At 62.0% G+C, this 15,523-nt stretch carries 8 protein-coding genes and 1 pseudogene; 6 read left to right on the top strand and 3 right to left on the bottom strand.

The features are described from left to right. The first annotated feature begins 48 nt into the window (after positions 1-48). Complete coding sequence (gene uvrA, locus ACSOSP_RS33355) at positions 49-5,886, top strand: excinuclease ABC subunit UvrA (protein WP_455314926.1); 5,838 nt, start codon at positions 49-51, stop codon at positions 5,884-5,886. Here the strand turns inward: uvrA and ACSOSP_RS33350 are convergent. Further along, positions 5,880-6,002, bottom strand: a pseudogene (locus ACSOSP_RS33350) (cyanase); the annotation flags it as partial. The gene uvrA and the pseudogene ACSOSP_RS33350 overlap by 7 nt on opposite strands. Positions 6,003-6,063: 61 nt before the next feature. On the opposite strand from ACSOSP_RS33350, the gene ACSOSP_RS33345 reads away from it, so the two are divergent. After that, on the top strand, positions 6,064-6,468 hold the full coding sequence (locus tag ACSOSP_RS33345) for an ACT domain-containing protein (RefSeq protein ID WP_455314925.1): 405 nt from the start codon (positions 6,064-6,066) through the stop codon (positions 6,466-6,468). Between the two features lie 915 nt (positions 6,469-7,383). Here ACSOSP_RS33345 and ACSOSP_RS33340 read toward each other — a convergent pair. Next, entirely contained in the window at positions 7,384-7,695 is a 312-nt protein-coding gene (locus tag ACSOSP_RS33340; protein ID WP_455314924.1) for a hypothetical protein, read from the bottom strand. Continuing rightward, a complete protein-coding gene (locus ACSOSP_RS33335; protein WP_455314923.1) occupies positions 7,695-8,609 on the bottom strand; it encodes a hypothetical protein in 915 nt (304 codons plus the stop codon). Before ACSOSP_RS33335 ends, ACSOSP_RS33340 begins: the two co-directional genes overlap by 1 nt. 327 nt (positions 8,610-8,936) lie before the next feature. Here ACSOSP_RS33335 and ACSOSP_RS33330 point away from each other — a divergent pair, with 327 nt between their 5' ends. Genes ACSOSP_RS33330 through ACSOSP_RS33315 form a run of 4 tightly spaced genes read left to right on the top strand, consistent with a single transcriptional unit; the run spans position 8,937 to position 15,501 of the window. Then, positions 8,937-10,217 (top strand): DUF445 domain-containing protein, encoded by a 1,281-nt coding sequence (locus tag ACSOSP_RS33330; protein ID WP_455314922.1) that lies wholly within the window; start codon positions 8,937-8,939, stop codon positions 10,215-10,217. Positions 10,218-10,277: 60 nt separating this feature from the next. Continuing rightward, complete coding sequence (locus tag ACSOSP_RS33325) at positions 10,278-10,754, top strand: nuclear transport factor 2 family protein (protein ID WP_455314921.1); 477 nt, start codon at positions 10,278-10,280, stop codon at positions 10,752-10,754. After that, a complete protein-coding gene (locus tag ACSOSP_RS33320) occupies positions 10,751-12,727 on the top strand; it encodes an amylo-alpha-1,6-glucosidase (RefSeq protein WP_455314920.1) in 1,977 nt (658 codons plus the stop codon). Before ACSOSP_RS33325 ends, ACSOSP_RS33320 begins: the two co-directional genes overlap by 4 nt. A gap of 41 nt (positions 12,728-12,768) precedes the next feature. Further along, the gene (locus tag ACSOSP_RS33315; protein WP_455314919.1) at positions 12,769-15,501 is read left to right on the top strand and encodes an MGH1-like glycoside hydrolase domain-containing protein; all 2,733 of its coding nucleotides are present in this window, start codon (positions 12,769-12,771) and stop codon (positions 15,499-15,501) included. Positions 15,502-15,523: the final 22 nt, after the last annotated feature.

Below are 15,523 nucleotides of genomic sequence, written 5' to 3'. Positions count from 1 at the left end.
CAGGCGCTCCTGGCGGACGATCTAACTCATTGAACCGGTTAGCAAAAATTGGCATCCAACAACGCAATCCGCATTCGCGGCGCTCGCCAGCACAATCTCAAGAACATCGATCTGGACCTTCATACGGGTCAGATGACCGTGGTGACCGGCCCTTCCGGCTCGGGCAAATCGAGCCTCGTGTTCGATACGCTCTATGCCGAAGGCCAGCGTCGCTACGTCGAAACGTTCAGCGCGTATGCGCGGCAATTCCTCGACCGCATGGACCGTCCGCAGGTGGATCGCGTGGACGGCGTGCCGCCTGCAATCGCCATCGACCAGACCAATCCGGTGCGCAGTTCGCGCTCGACCGTCGGTACGATGACCGAGCTGAACGATCACCTGAAGCTGTTCTATGCACGCGCCGCCGAGCTCTTCGATAAAAAGACCTCGCATCAGGTCCGGCACGACACGCCGGAGACCATCTACGTCGAATTGCTCGAGCGCACGAAGGCGGATGATCCGCGCATCGCGATTACGTTCCCGGTGGAGCTGCCCGAGTCCGCGAGCGACGACGAAGTTGCGCAGTGGCTGTCGGCGAGCGGCTATACGCGTGTGCAGGCAAAGCGCCATGTGGACGGCCGGCAAATGCTCGACGTGGTGGCAGACCGGTTCCGCTTGCAGAAGACGGAGCGTTCGCGGGCGCTGGAAGCTATCGAAAGCGCGTTGCTGCGCGGCACGGGCCGCGTGAATGTGTATGTGCTGCCGGAGCCGGGCGCGGACGACGCAGAGAAGCCCGCAGATGTGCCAACGTGGCGCTTCTCCACGGGCCTCCACAGCCCGGAAAGCGACATCCGCTATGCCGATCCGCAACCCGCGCTGTTCTCGTTCAACTCGGCGTATGGCGCGTGTGAAACGTGTCGCGGGTTCGGCCGGGTGATCGGCGTGGATCTCGGCCTGGTGATTCCGGATGAGCGCAAAACGCTGCGAGAGGGCGCGGTCAAGACGCTGCAGACGCCCGCATGGAAAGAGAATCAGGATGACCTGCTGCGCTACGGCGCGAAGGCGGGCATCCGCCTTGGGGTGCCCTGGAGTGAGCTCACGCAAAAGGAACGCGACTGGGTAATCGGCGGCTCGCCGGACTGGACCGGCAAGTGGCAAAACCAGTGGTACGGCGTGCAGCGTTTCTTCGATTACCTCGAATCGAAAGCTTACAAGATGCACATTCGCGTGTTGCTCTCGAAATATCGAAGCTATACGAAATGTCCGACCTGCGAGGGCGCGCGCCTCAAGACCGAAGCGCTGCTGTGGCGTCTCGGCACGAAGGAGCAAGCGGACGCCGTGCTGAAGCCGGCCGATCGTTTTCTACCGGCTGGTGCGGAGTGGACGCGTGCGCAACTCGAAGCGCTGCCGGGTCTTACGCTGCACGATCTGATGCTGATGCCGATCGAGCGCATTCGCCGCTTCTTCGACTCGCTGACCTTGCCAAGCACGCTGCTCGACGACGCGCTCAAGCTCCTGCATAACGAAGTGCGCACGCGCCTGAAATATCTCTGCGATGTCGGCCTCGGTTATCTCACGCTCGATCGCCAGAGCCGCACGCTGTCCGGCGGCGAAGTGCAGCGGATCAACCTGACGACCGCGCTTGGCACGTCGCTCGTGAACACGCTGTTCGTGCTCGATGAACCGAGTATCGGCTTGCATCCGCGCGACCTGAATCGCATTGTCGAAGCCATGCATCGCTTGCGCGATGCGGGCAATACGCTCGTGGTGGTGGAGCATGACCCGTCGGTGATGCTCGCGGCGGATCGTCTTATCGATATGGGTCCGGGACCGGGCGAACGTGGCGGCCAGATTGTCTATGACGGGCCGCCGAACGAGATCGAACATAGCGACACACTGACGGGCGCGTACCTCGGCGGCCGCAAGCATGTGGCGCATGCTTCGAACTGGCAGCGCCGCGCGGTCGATGCAAAGACGCCGCGGCTCGTGCTCGAAGGCGCGACCGAACACAACCTGCGCGATGTCACGGTCGAGATTCCTTTGCAACGGCTGGTGTGCGTGACGGGTGTATCCGGGTCGGGTAAATCGACGCTGATCCAGGACGTGCTCGCGCCCGCGCTACAGCGTCATTTCGGCAAGGCGACCGAATCGCCGGGCGCATTCCGCGCATTGAAGGGCGCCGATGCCCTGAGCGAAGTGATCTTCGTCGATCAATCACCGATCGGCCGCACGGCGCGCTCGAATCCGGCGAGTTACGTCGGCGCATTCGACGAGATCCGCAAGCTGTTTGCCAAGGCGCCGCTGGCCGCGCAACGCGGTTATAGCGCAGGCATGTTCAGCTTTAATTCCGGCGATGGCCGTTGCCCGACTTGCGGCGGTTCGGGCTTTGAACACGTCGAGATGCAGTTCCTGAGCGACGTCTATTTGCGTTGCCCTGATTGCGATGGGCGGCGGTATCGAGCGGAAATTCTGGATGTGCAGATCGAGCGCGACGGCAAGTCGCTCAGCGTGGCGGACGTGCTCGATTTGACCGTGAGCGAAGCCGTTGTGTGCTTTGCGAAAGACAAGGAAGTGCTGCGGGTGTTGCAGCCGATTGTCGATGTTGGACTGGAATACGTGAAGCTCGGGCAGCCGGTCCCAACGCTCTCGGGCGGCGAAGCGCAGCGCTTGAAGCTGGCGGGTTTCCTGGCTGAAACGGCACAGGCGAGCGGCAACCTGCCTGGCCGACTGTTCATGTTCGACGAGCCCACGACCGGCCTGCATTTCGACGATATCGCCAAGCTTATGCAAGCGCTCAGACGCCTGCTGGAACGTGGCCATTCGCTGATCGTGATCGAGCACAACCTCGACGTGATCCGCGCAGCCGACTGGATCATCGATCTCGGTCCGGAAGGCGGCGATGCGGGCGGCTTGGTTGTCTGCGTCGGCACGCCGGACGATGTTTCGGCATGCGAACAATCGCACACCGGCCGTGCGTTGCTTGACTACGAAGAAGCCATGGCGCCCGGCGCGGCAGAAAAACGTTCAGCGGGTGTTCCGCTGCAACTGGCCGCTGAAGTCGCGGCGGCGCGGCGCGCGTTGCAGGGCGAAGATGTGGTGCGGATTGTCAACGCGCGCGAGCACAACCTGAAGTCGCTCGACGTCGATATCCCGCACGGCAAGTTCAACGTGATCACGGGCGTGTCGGGCTCGGGAAAGTCCACATTAGCGTTCGATATCCTCTTCCACGAAGGTCAGCGCCGGTACCTTGAATCGTTGAATGCGTATGCGCGTTCGATCGTTCAACCGGCGGGACGTCCTGAAGTGGACGCTGTTTATGGCATTCCGCCTACGGTGGCCATCGAGCAGCGTTTATCGCGTGGCGGCCGTAAAAGCACGGTCGCGACCACGTCGGAAGTCTGGCATTTCCTGCGGCTCCTGTATGTAAAACTCGGTATCCAGCATTGCATCCATGACGGCGCGCCGGTGACGGCGCAGAGCCCCGAATCGATCGTCGCGCAGATCATGCGGGATTTCAAAGGCCAGCATATCGGCCTGCTCGCGCCGCTCGTGGTGAACCGCAAGGGGATTTACACGGACCTCGCGAAGTGGGCGAAGACGCGCGGTCATACGCATCTGCGCGTGGATGGCGAGTTCCTTACCGTCGATCCGTGGCCGAAGATCGATCGCTTCAAGGAACACACCATTGAGCTTCCGGTCGGCGACCTGATCGTCAGCGCGAACGATGAAGCCACGCTGAAAGCGATGCTTCTGGAGACGCTCGAACTCGGCAAGGGCGTGATGCACTTGCTGGCTCCGCTCGACGACTTGCATGGCGCGTTGAACGGCGGCAAGAAGGGGACGAAGCATGTTGGCGAGATCCGGGTGTTCTCGACCAAACGCGCGTGTCCGGTTTGCGGCACGAGCTACCCCGAACTCGATCCGCGCATGTTCTCGTACAACAGCAAACACGGCTGGTGCAACACCTGCGTGGGCACTGGCGTCACGCTCACGCGCGAGCAGCGCGAAGTCTACGACGACACCGTGATCTCCGACGACGGCCGCGGCCGCGAGCAGACGATTCCATCGGCGCAGCAGGAACCGGACGATGTCGGTGACCAGCCTTGCCCGGATTGCAACGGCACGCGCCTGAACGAAGTCGCGCGGGCGGTCACGTTCGGCGATCAGCCGATCACGGAAGTCGGCCGCTGGACGGTCAGCGCCACGCGCGGCTGGATTAGGAAGCTGAAGCTCAAAGGTCGCGATGCGGATATCGCTCGCGACGTAGTCAGTGAGATTGAAGGGCGCTTGCTGTTCCTCGAAGAAGTTGGCCTGGGTTATCTGAGCCTGGATCGCGCGGCTCCTACGCTTTCGGGCGGCGAAGCGCAGCGCATTCGCCTTGCCGCGCAACTCGGCAGCAACTTGCAGGGCGTGTGTTATGTGCTGGATGAGCCGACCATCGGTCTGCATCCGCGTGACAACAAGATCCTGCTGGATGCGCTGAAGAAACTCGGCGACAAAGGCAACACGCTGGTGGTGGTGGAGCACGACGAGGACACGATTCGCCGGGCGGATCACATCATCGATATCGGTCCGGGTGCGGGGAAGCGCGGTGGTACGGTCGTGGCGCAAGGCGGCGTGGCCGATCTCGCGGCGCAGCCGGATTCGCTCACGGGGCAGTATCTGGCGAACCCGATCCAGCATCCGCTGCAAGCGCGTCGCGATGTAAAAACCGCGACCGCGAAGCGTGCCGCAACGCCCGAGAACTGGCTCACGGTTCACGGTGCGACGCTGCACAACCTGCGCAACGTCACCGCGAGCATGCCGCTCGGCCGGCTGATCGCCATCACGGGCGTGAGCGGTTCCGGCAAGTCCACGCTCGCGCGTGACGTGCTGATGACCAATCTTCTCGATGCCGTGGGCCGCTCGGTGTTGTCGTCGCCGGCGACTCGCCGTGCACGCAAGACCGCACAAGCTGACATGCCCGCGCGCAACCGGTCGAGCGTGCTGTCGCGTGAGGCGCCACGCGCGAAGTTCGACGTCACGCATCGCTGGCAGGGTTGCACGGAAGTGACCGGATTCGAGACCATCGACCGTGTGCTCGAAGTGGACCAGACGCCGATTGGCAAGACGCCGCGCTCGTGTCCGGCGACCTATATCGGCATGTGGGACACGATTCGCAAGCTGTTCGCGGACACACTCGAATCCCGCGCGCGGGGTTACACGGCCTCGCGCTTCTCGTTCAATACCGGCGACGGACGCTGCCCGGCCTGCGAAGGCCAGGGCGTGCGCACCATCGCGATGAGCTTCCTGCCCGACGTCAAGGTGCCGTGCGATGTCTGCCATGGTCAGCGCTTCAATCCGGAAACGCTGGCGGTGACGTGGCGCGGCAAGAACATTGGCGAAGTGCTGACGATGGAAATCGACGAGGCGGTCGAGTTCTTCTCCGCGATGACAAGCATCGCGCATCCGCTGCAACTGATGAAGGACGTGGGGCTGGGTTACCTGACGCTTGGGCAGCCATCGCCTACGTTGTCAGGCGGCGAAGCGCAGCGGATCAAGCTGGTGACGGAGTTGTCGAAGGTCAGGGACGATATCGGCCGGCGCGGACAGAAGGCGCCGCATACGCTGTATGTGCTCGACGAGCCCACCGTCGGCCTGCACATGGCCGACGTCGCGAAGCTGATTCGCGTGCTGCACCGGCTGGTGGATGGCGGGCATTCCGTGGTGGTGATCGAGCATGACCTGGATGTGATCGCCGAAGCCGACTGGGTGATCGATCTCGGGCCGGAGGGCGGTACGGAAGGTGGATCGATTGTGGCTGCGACCGATCCGGATACGCTCTCGAGGAATCCGCGCAGTCACACGGGTGCCGCGCTGAGGCCTGTGCTCGAGCGCGGGACGGAGACGGCCGAGGCGGTTCAGTAAGTCTTGTAGAAAGCCACGTTGACCCGGTCCCCTTCGGGATCGGGTTCGCGCTGGATATCCATCGAAAAATCGATTGCGCTCATGGTGGCGTCGCCGAATTCCTCGTGGATCAGTTCCGGCGTATCGGCCAATCGAGCGGCTGGCTGGCGGACAAAAAAACTGCGGAAGATTCAACTCATGACCAACCCTATCGCCGATCTGAACACGCTGCTTGCATCCATGGCGCCCGAACTTCAGCCGGGCGTTTACGTCTACGCAAGCGTGCCGTTTGCCCATGACCTTGGGGATATCGTCCCGCTCGCGACATTCCGCGAGCGCGAAGGCCTGACGGTGATCGTGGAAGAGGGCGACGCACTGAGGGCAGGCATTAAGCCCTTATTCCGCGCCGCCTGGATCACGCTGACTGTCCATTCCGACCTCCAGGCAGTCGGGCTGACTGCTGCCTTCGCCACCGCGCTCGGCCGGGCAAACGTCAGTTGCAACGTGGTCGCGGCGGCGTTCCATGATCACATCTTCGTGCCCATCGAATCGGCGGATGCCGCTATGGCTGCGCTGCAACAGCTTCAGCGCGATGGGCTGTAGGTATTCGCTCGCGCTGGTGGACGGGGTTGGGCACGGTGCTCGGGTTAGGGAGGGGGTGCCGGGTTCCAGTGTTAGCGGTCAGATTCATTGACGGCCCGGTCGAAATTCGCACCGGGCCGCGCAAGGTGTTGATTACACGCCGCAGCGCTGAGGCGTGGGAACCGCGTTTCGAGCAGCAAGCCGCGAACGATGACAGCGCCAGCAACGCGGCATAGGCCGCGCTACCGACGAACAAACGGCGCGGTGTAGGCCGATGCTTTAATCGCTTGGCGGTGTGTCTTGTGCGTCTGCGTGCTTGGTTACCGTAATCATCGGGGTTAGCTCTGGTTGCGATGCCGCAAGCAGGCGAAACACCAAGCCGCCGATACTCCGGGCGACTTCATCATCGAGTCTGAAATTTGAATCTGCGAGTGGCCAAGGATTGACAAGTGCCTGACTCATAAGCGCGTCGGCTGACGTGCGTGGGACGGTACATATATTGAAGCTCTGACTGTCTTCGTCGAACGTTATTAACACGCCCCTCGGCTTTCGCGTGGTCAAAATATCTCTCCTTTACCTTCCGCAAAGCGGCCCAAACGATCCGCCGCGCGTTCCTTGCACATGCCCCATGAGGACGATTGAGTCGCACGCCACGCGCTGCACTCTTCCATATCAAGAGTTGATTGCGTCGATATCCGGTGAATAGGTCAAAACAAGTGACCTCCGGTTGTTGCTTGGTGTCGTTAATAATCCCTGCATTGCTGCTATCTGTCAGAGCGTTTTGTTTGCATAACGTCGTCATGCATGCGCCGCCCATATGAAAAGCGAGCGGTGACCGCCCGGTCGAACTTCGCACTGGGCGTGAACGTGTTGATTACGCGCTGCCGCGCCGCCGCGTGGGATCGGTGATTTGAGAGGGATCCCGCGACGATGATTCTAATCGGGAGACGGGCTAGCGGTGGGCGTGCGCGGAATGGGTTCGTTAGTCGTGTTTATAATCGCTTTCAGTTCTGGATATGAGAGCGCCAACGCGTTAAGGATACCCGCGCCGATGCGCCGCGCGAACTCATCGTCTAGCAAATATCCGTGATCGCCCCGCGCTGCGACTTCATCAAAAAAAACCGGATACTTCAGCGCATGTGCGATGACGTTTTCGACCTCGACGCGCTTAACTTGATACAACGAAATTGATTCATCGTCGGGCGAAAAATCGACTAGGACACTTCGTATCGGTTGAGATAGGCTCATTAATAACCTCTGCATTGTTGATATCTGTCGAAAGCGTTTTGCTTGCATAGTGCCGTGGCTCTTGCGCCCCCGATTGGCGGCGCTAGTGCATTACAAAAATCAAGCTCGCTCTCGTACTCTGCAAAACAATCCGCTTCATGCGCCTCACTGACACCGCGCGCCGCTATTGACAATACATCATCGCCCGTCACGCTTTTGACGTACTCAAACGGCGCGGCATCGCCTAGCGGCGTGCTTCCCCCGTCAAACTCGGTCACATCGCCAAGATCGAAAGCCTCTTCGTCACCGGACGATGGCAGCGCCGACGCAACAGCGGACACTACGGATACAACCGATGCCGCAAGCGCGCTTGCCGCCTCTCTGGCGGCGCGAGCGGCAATGTTACGCGCTTGCGCTTCCGCCATCGTCTCAACGTGCCGGAACGGTTTTTGAAGTGCCCGAGCTTCGCGTGCGATACGTTCGTCGATCTCCTGGTTATACGCTTTCAGGTCATCGCGGTATGCCTTCGACCGGGCCGCGTAGCTGCTGGCGCGTTCGGCAATGTCCCGTTTATACGCGTCATAGTCGAATTCTCGCTTCGGAACAAAACCGTCATGAGCGATGTAAGCGGGTTCCGCTCGCACAATCACCACGTCACCACTTCGCAGTTCCCGGCAAAGCGCGTCGATAATGTTCTTCGGACTTTCACCGTAAGGGCTAGGCCGGTAAGCCGGGAACGAATCGATAAGGAACCCTTGCACTCGTTCCACCAACTCGGGCTGGCTCGCCCAGTGCTCGATATTCGCCGCCCTGAACAACTCTTTTCCGGCATCGAGCGCCTCTTGCTGCTCTTTCGTTCTCATGTTTCGCGCATAGTCCCACTTTTTATAAAGCAGGTAGCGATAGCGGCCATACCGCATCAATTCGGTTGTCATCTCAGTTATTTCGTTGTTATAACGCGCCAAACGCTAACGCACTTCTCCGCGCGTCCATCTCAATAAAAAGACGGGCGTGCAGGCGGCAACTCTCAGGCAGTGCGCATCATTGGCTTTGCATTAACACGCGTATGGCATCGACGCGCCAGAAAGCCGCGACCCGGCAATGACTTTCACCACTAACTTCAGAACCTGGCACTAACTCCGGCCACCAACCCCGGAATCCAGCGGCCCGACCACTAACCCTGAACCCCCGACCACCCACCTCCCTCCCGCGTCACTGGTATGCTGGCGCCCTTATCCCACCCAGAAACCCACCAGACCAAGATGGCAACGCAGGACAAAGCACTCGCACTAAAGAAGATGAAATGGTTCGCCGCGGGCCTCCTGGTCGCGGCCGCCGCACTATTCCTGCTCGCGAAGAGCCAGCACGACGCCGGCGCCTGGGCGTGGGTTTCGGCCTTCGCCGAAGCCGCGATGGTCGGCGCGCTGGCCGACTGGTTCGCGGTCGTGGCGCTGTTCCGCCACCCGCTCGGCTTGCCGATCCCCCACACAGCCATCCTGCCGGCGAACAAGGCGCGGGTCGCCGATAACCTCGCCGAATTTGTCCGCGACAAATTCCTCGGCACCGACGCACTCGTCGCCCGCGTGAACGCCTTCGATCCCGCCGGCCGCCTCGCGATCTGGCTGGCCGAACCGGCGAACGCGGCGCTGCTGGGCGCGAAAGCGGTCGCGGCAGCGGGTCAAATGCTGGAATTCGTCGACGATGAACGCGTCAAGACGATGCTCCACAACGCGCTGCGCCGCCGCGCCGAACAGTTCGACCTGGCGGGCGCGGTAGGCGGATTGCTGTCCACGCTGACGGCGGATCGGCGCCATCAAATGCTGCTCGACGAAGGCCTGCGCGAACTCGCGCAATGGCTCGACCGCGAGGAAGTGCAGGCCATTCTCGCGGCCAAGATCCTCGACGTAGCCGGCGAGGAATATCCGAAGCTGATCGGCATGCTCGGTTTTGTCGGCCTGAGCGCCGAAGACCTCGGCAACAAGTTCGCCGGCGGCCTGGTGCGCGGCGCGAACAAGTGGCTGCACGACATCAGCGAAAACCCGGAACACGAGCGCCGTCAGTCGTTCGACCGGACGGTGGAAGGATTCATCGAACGCCTGAAGACGGACCCGGCATTCCGCGCGCGCATCGACCAGCACAAGCGCGAATGGCTCGAACGCCCGGAATTACGCACCTACGTGAACGGCCTGTGGGACGAATTCAAGGACTGGCTGCGCCGCGATCTCGCGCAAGCGGATTCGACCCTGCACAAGAAGGTGACGGGCGCGTCGGCATCGTTCGCGGCGGCGCTCGGCAACGACCCGGCGCTGCGTGAATCGATCAACGAGCACATGCGCGACGCGCTCAAGGCGCTCGCGCCCGACCTGCGCGACGGAATCGCCAGGCATATTGCCGCGACCGTGCGCAATTGGGACGACGCCACGCTCGTGCGTGACGTTGAACAGAGCGTAGGCCGCGACTTGCAGTTCATTCGCGTGAACGGCACGCTGGTGGGCGGCGCGGTCGGCCTGATCATTCACGCAGTCTCCATGTTCATGGTTTAAGCTGCGCAATAAGATCCTTGTAGCCGCGCCTCGGCTAATTTCCTCCGGAAGAGACCGAACATGACGGACCCGAACGCCGCATTGATCCAGCGTTTTTACGAAGCCTTTCAGCGCTCCGACGCTGAAGCCATGGCCGCGTGCTACGCGCCCGACGTGCAGTTCAGCGATCCGGTGTTCGGCGTGTTGCGAGGCCGCGAAGCCTCGGATATGTGGCGCATGCTGATTTCTCGCGCCACCGAATTCTCACTGACCTTCAGCGACATCCAGACGGTCGGCCAGACAGCGACGGCCAAATGGGTCGCGACCTATCAATTCACGCAGACCGGGCGCAAGGTGGTCAATCGCATCAACGCGCGCTTTGCGATCCGCGATGGCCTGATTGTCGAACATCACGACAGCTTCGACCTCTGGACCTGGAGCCGCCAGGCACTCGGACTCAAGGGCGTGCTGCTCGGCTGGTCGTCGTTCGTGCATAACAAGATCCGGGCGCAGGCAAGCAAGGGTCTTCGGGCATACCGGCAGCAACCCCAAAAATGACCCGCCTCGAATGTCCGGCCAGCGAAGGCTGTCTCAACGACGAATGGCTTGAAGCCGATGCTGTTGGCGGCTTCGCATCGGGCACGGCAGGCACCGAACGGACCCGCAGATATCACGCGCTGCTTCTTACGGCCACGCAACCGCCGGCAGGGCGCATGGTGCTGGTGAACGGTGTGGAGGCCTGGCTGGAGGATGCGTCGGGTCAGACGCGCATTCCACTGTCCATGCAGCGTTATGGCTCAGGCTCGGTCTGGCCGGACCCGTCCGAAAGCCTGCTTTCCTTCGATACCGACCCTTGGCCCACATGGCGTTTCCAGGTCGGCGACAACCATATCCTGACCGCCGAACTATTCGTCGCGAGGCAGAGCGCGCAGACGGTGCTGCGCTGGCGGCTCGACGGCGAGGCATTCACGCTGAAGGTTCGGCCATTGCTGTCCGGGCGCGATTATCACGCGCTGCATCACGAGAACCAGGCATTTAATTTCAATTACACGGCGACCGCTGACCAGGTTCGATGGCAAGCATATGGCGACGTGCCGGCCGTGGTTGCAGCATCGAATGGATCGTATGTTCATGCGCCCGACTGGTATCGCAACTTCTGCTATACCGTGGAACGCGACCGCGGCATGGATTTCAATGAAGACCTCGCTACGCCCGGGGTCTTTTCGTTCGATTTATCGCTTGGCGAGGCGGTGCTCGTGTTGAGCGCAAACGAGGGCGCGAAGACGAACGCCATCGATACCGCGAAGCAGCTCGCCGACCTTGAACGTACACGTCGCGCGGCCTACCCGACGCCGCTGCATCGTTCCGCCGATGCCTACATCGTGGCGCGAAACGAGGGCAGCACGATTCTCGCCGGTTTCCCGTGGTTCACCGATTGGGGCCGCGACACCTTCATCGCGATGCGCGGCCTGCTGATCGCATCCGGCCGATACAGCGACGCCGAATCGATCCTGCTCGAATGGTCCGGCACCCTCTCCGAAGGCATGCTGCCGAATCGCTTTCCGGACAGCGGCGCACCGGAATACAACTCGGTGGATGCATCGTTGTGGTTTGTGATTGCCGTGCACGACTTTCTCGCGACAGGCCACGCGCAAGATCAAACGCGGGACCGGTTGCAGCAAGCTGTCGATGGCATTCTTGACGGCTACTCAAGCGGCACGCGCTTCAGGATCTCCGCCGATCCCGCCGATGGCTTGCTGCAAGCCGGCGTTCCCGGCGTGCAACTGACGTGGATGGACGCGAAGGTGGGTGACTGGGTGGTGACGCCGCGCATCGGCAAGCCGGTGGAAGTGCAGGCGTTGTGGATCAACGCGCTGCGCATAGCGGCTGCATGGAACCCCCGCTGGACGGAACCCGCCGCGCGCGCGACCCAGGCATTCCAGCAACGTTTCATCGATCCCGCCAGCGGGGCGCTCTACGACGTGGTCGATGCCGATCATGAGCCGGGCAAGCTCGACCGCTCCATCCGTCCGAACCAGCTTTTTGCCGTGGGCGGATTGCCGTTCGCGGTGATCGACGATGGCGCAACCGCTCGCGCAATCGTCGATCAATGCGAGCAGCTCTTGCTGACACCGCTCGGGCTCAGGACGCTGTCGCCGAATGACCCTGCCTACAAGGGCCGTTACACCGGCGCGCCGCTGCAACGCGATGGCGCCTACCACCAGGGCACGGTCTGGCCGTGGCTCATAGGGCCGTTCGTGCAGGCATGGTTGCGGGTTCGTGGCGACGATCAGTCATCGAAAGCCGTGGCGCGCGAGCGCTTTCTCAGGCCGCTGCGCGGTCATCTGCATCATGCGGGACTGGACCACATTTCCGAAGTCGCGGACGGCGACGCACCGCATACGCCCGGCGGCACGCCATTCCAGGCGTGGTCGCTAGGCGAACTCATGCGCGTCGAACGTCTGCTCAATGCCAATTCCCCTGATACCGCCGATCCTGCCGATCCTGCCGAGATGGCGCAAACGCGCTAGATTATCGGTCTTTCCGTCACGCTTTCAGTCAAGGACGTCCCATGCCGCCACTGCGCGCCACCAAGTCACTCGACACCATCGAAGGAGCCCGGCTCCATTCCACCGACTGTCCACGCTGGCAACGCTGGGGCCCGTACCTCAGCGAGCGTCAGTGGGGCACGGTGCGCGAGGACTACAGCGAAAACGGCACCGCCTGGGACTATTTTCCGCACGATCATGCGCGCAGCCGCGCCTACCGCTGGGGTGAAGACGGCATTGCCGGATTCGGTGACGATCACCTCAACTGGTGCGTCTCGCTTGCAATGTGGAACGGCCGGGATCCGATCCTCAAGGAACGTTTGTTTGGCCTGACGAATGCGCAGGGAAATCACGGCGAGGATGTGAAGGAGCTGTATTTCTACGTCGATGGCACCCCGACGCATTCCTACATGCGCATGCTTTACAAGTACCCGCATGCCGCGTTCCCCTACGACGATCTCGTCGCTGAAAACGGCCGCCGCGGCGCGGACATGCCGGAGTACGAAGTGCTCGACACGGGCGTGTTCGAAGACGACGCGTATTTCGACGTCCACGTCGAATACGCGAAAAATACGCCTGAAGATATCGTGATGCGCGTGACGGTCGAGAATCGCGGGGATTGCGCCGCATCGCTCGATCTGCTGCCGCAGATCTGGGCGCGCAATACATGGTCGTGGCAGCAGTCGACAAAACCTTCGCTCACCTTGCAGTCCGACGCGAAGGGCAGCCGCGTGATCGCTGCAAGCGACGGTCATGAGCCGCTGGTGGTGACGGCCGAAGCCCGTGGCGACGCCACGGTCGACTGGCTGTTCTGCGAGAACGAGACCAATGTCAGGCGCCTGTTCGGCTCGGAAGGGGCGGGACCGTTCAAGGACGGCTTCAACGACTACATCGTGCACGGCGAAGAAAGCGCCATTCGGCGCGATATCGGCACCCGCGCCGCCGCGCATGTGCATCTCGAGTGTGCACCGAACAGCCGCACGGTGGTGAGCCTGCGCTGGCGCCCGGCGTCGAATGCGGACTGTGAGCGGCAAGTGCTTGATATCGACGCGCTGTTCGCCCGCCGGATCGCCGAAGCCGATGCTTTTTACGCGGGCCTGCAGCACGAAATGGATGACGCCGACCAGCGGCTCGTACAACGCCAGGCGCTGGCGGGCATGCTGTGGTCGAAACAGTATTACCACTTCGATATCACCCGCTGGATGGACGGCGATCCGTTGCAGCCGGCGCCGCCCGAGTCGCGCAAGCGCGGCCGCGACGCTGACTGGCGGCATCTGTTCAATTCGGACATCGTCTCGATGCCGGACAAGTGGGAATACCCGTGGTACGCGTCGTGGGACCTCGCGTTTCATGCAGCGGCTTTTGCACTGATTGATCCGGCATTTGCAAAGAAACAATTGCTGTTGCTCGTGAAGGATCGCTACCAGCATCCGAACGGGCAACTTCCGGCCTATGAATGGGCGTTCGGCGACGCCAATCCGCCGGTTCACGCATGGGCGACATGGCGCGTCTATGAAATCGATCGCGCGATCACGGGCAAGGCGGATCGCGACTTTCTTGAGCTTGTATTCCACAAGCTGCTGCTGAACTTCTCGTGGTGGGTGAACCGCAAGGACGCCGATGGCCGCAACATTTTCCAGGGCGGTTTCCTTGGACTGGACAACGTCGGCATCTTCGACCGCGGGGCGCCGTTGCCAACGGGCGGCCGTATCGACCAGTCGGATGGCACCGCATGGATGGCCGCGTATGCGCTCGACCTGATGCGCATCGCGCTGGAACTGGCCGTGGCGAATCACGTGTTCGTCGATATCGGCGTGAAGTTCTTCGAGCATTTCCTGTACATCGCCGAGGCGGTGGGTTCCAGCGATACTTGCGACACCGGCCTCTGGGATGAACGCGACGAGTTCTTCTACGACGTGCTGCAACTGCCCGACGGCAAGAGCGTGCCGATGCGCATTCGCTCTATCGTCGGCCTGATTCCGCTGTTCGCGGTCCATGTGCTGGAAGAGCATCTGCACGGCCAGTTGCCGGGCCTGCGGGACCGGCTTACGTGGTTCCTCGAGCACCGGCCCGATCTCGCCAAGCTGGTGTCGCGCTGGAACGAGCCGGGCAAGGGCAATAGCCTGCTGCTGTCGGTGCTGCGCGGACATCGCATGAAAGCGCTGCTCAGGCGCATGCTCGACGAAAGCGAGTTCCTGTCGGACTACGGCGTGCGGGCGTTGTCGCAGGTGCATCGGGACAATCCGTTTGTGCTCGAGCACAACGGCGACCGCTTTTGCATCGCGTACCTGCCGGCTGAATCGGATTCGCGCGTGTTCGGCGGCAACTCGAACTGGCGCGGGCCGATCTGGATGCCGGTCAACTATCTGCTGATCGAGTCGCTATACGAATTCCATCGTTATTACGGCGATGATTTCCGCGTGGAATATCCGACCGGATCTGGCCAGAAACTTTCACTGAGCGACATAGCCGATGAACTCGCGCGACGCCTGACGCGCCTGTTCCTGAAGGACAAGAACGGTGTTCGCCCGGTCATGGCCGCGTATCCGCAACTGCAAGCTGACCCGCGCTCGGAGGACCTCGTGCTGTTCCACGAGTACTTTCATGGCGATACCGGGCGCGGCGTGGGCGCGTCGCATCAGACGGGCTGGAGCGGGCTGGTCGCGTTGCTGTTGCAGCCGCGCGTGAGCGTGATCGCGCAGCACCTGCGGGCCGGCGGCGAGGCCCAGCCCGAAGTGGAACTGGCGACGAAGTGAGGAAGCAGGCGGACCGGCGGCG

It is taken from the genome of Caballeronia sp. KNU42 (assembly GCF_053760385.1).
The sequence above is the reverse complement of the archived record's forward strand: the minus strand, read 5'-3'. Positions and strand labels throughout refer to the sequence as shown.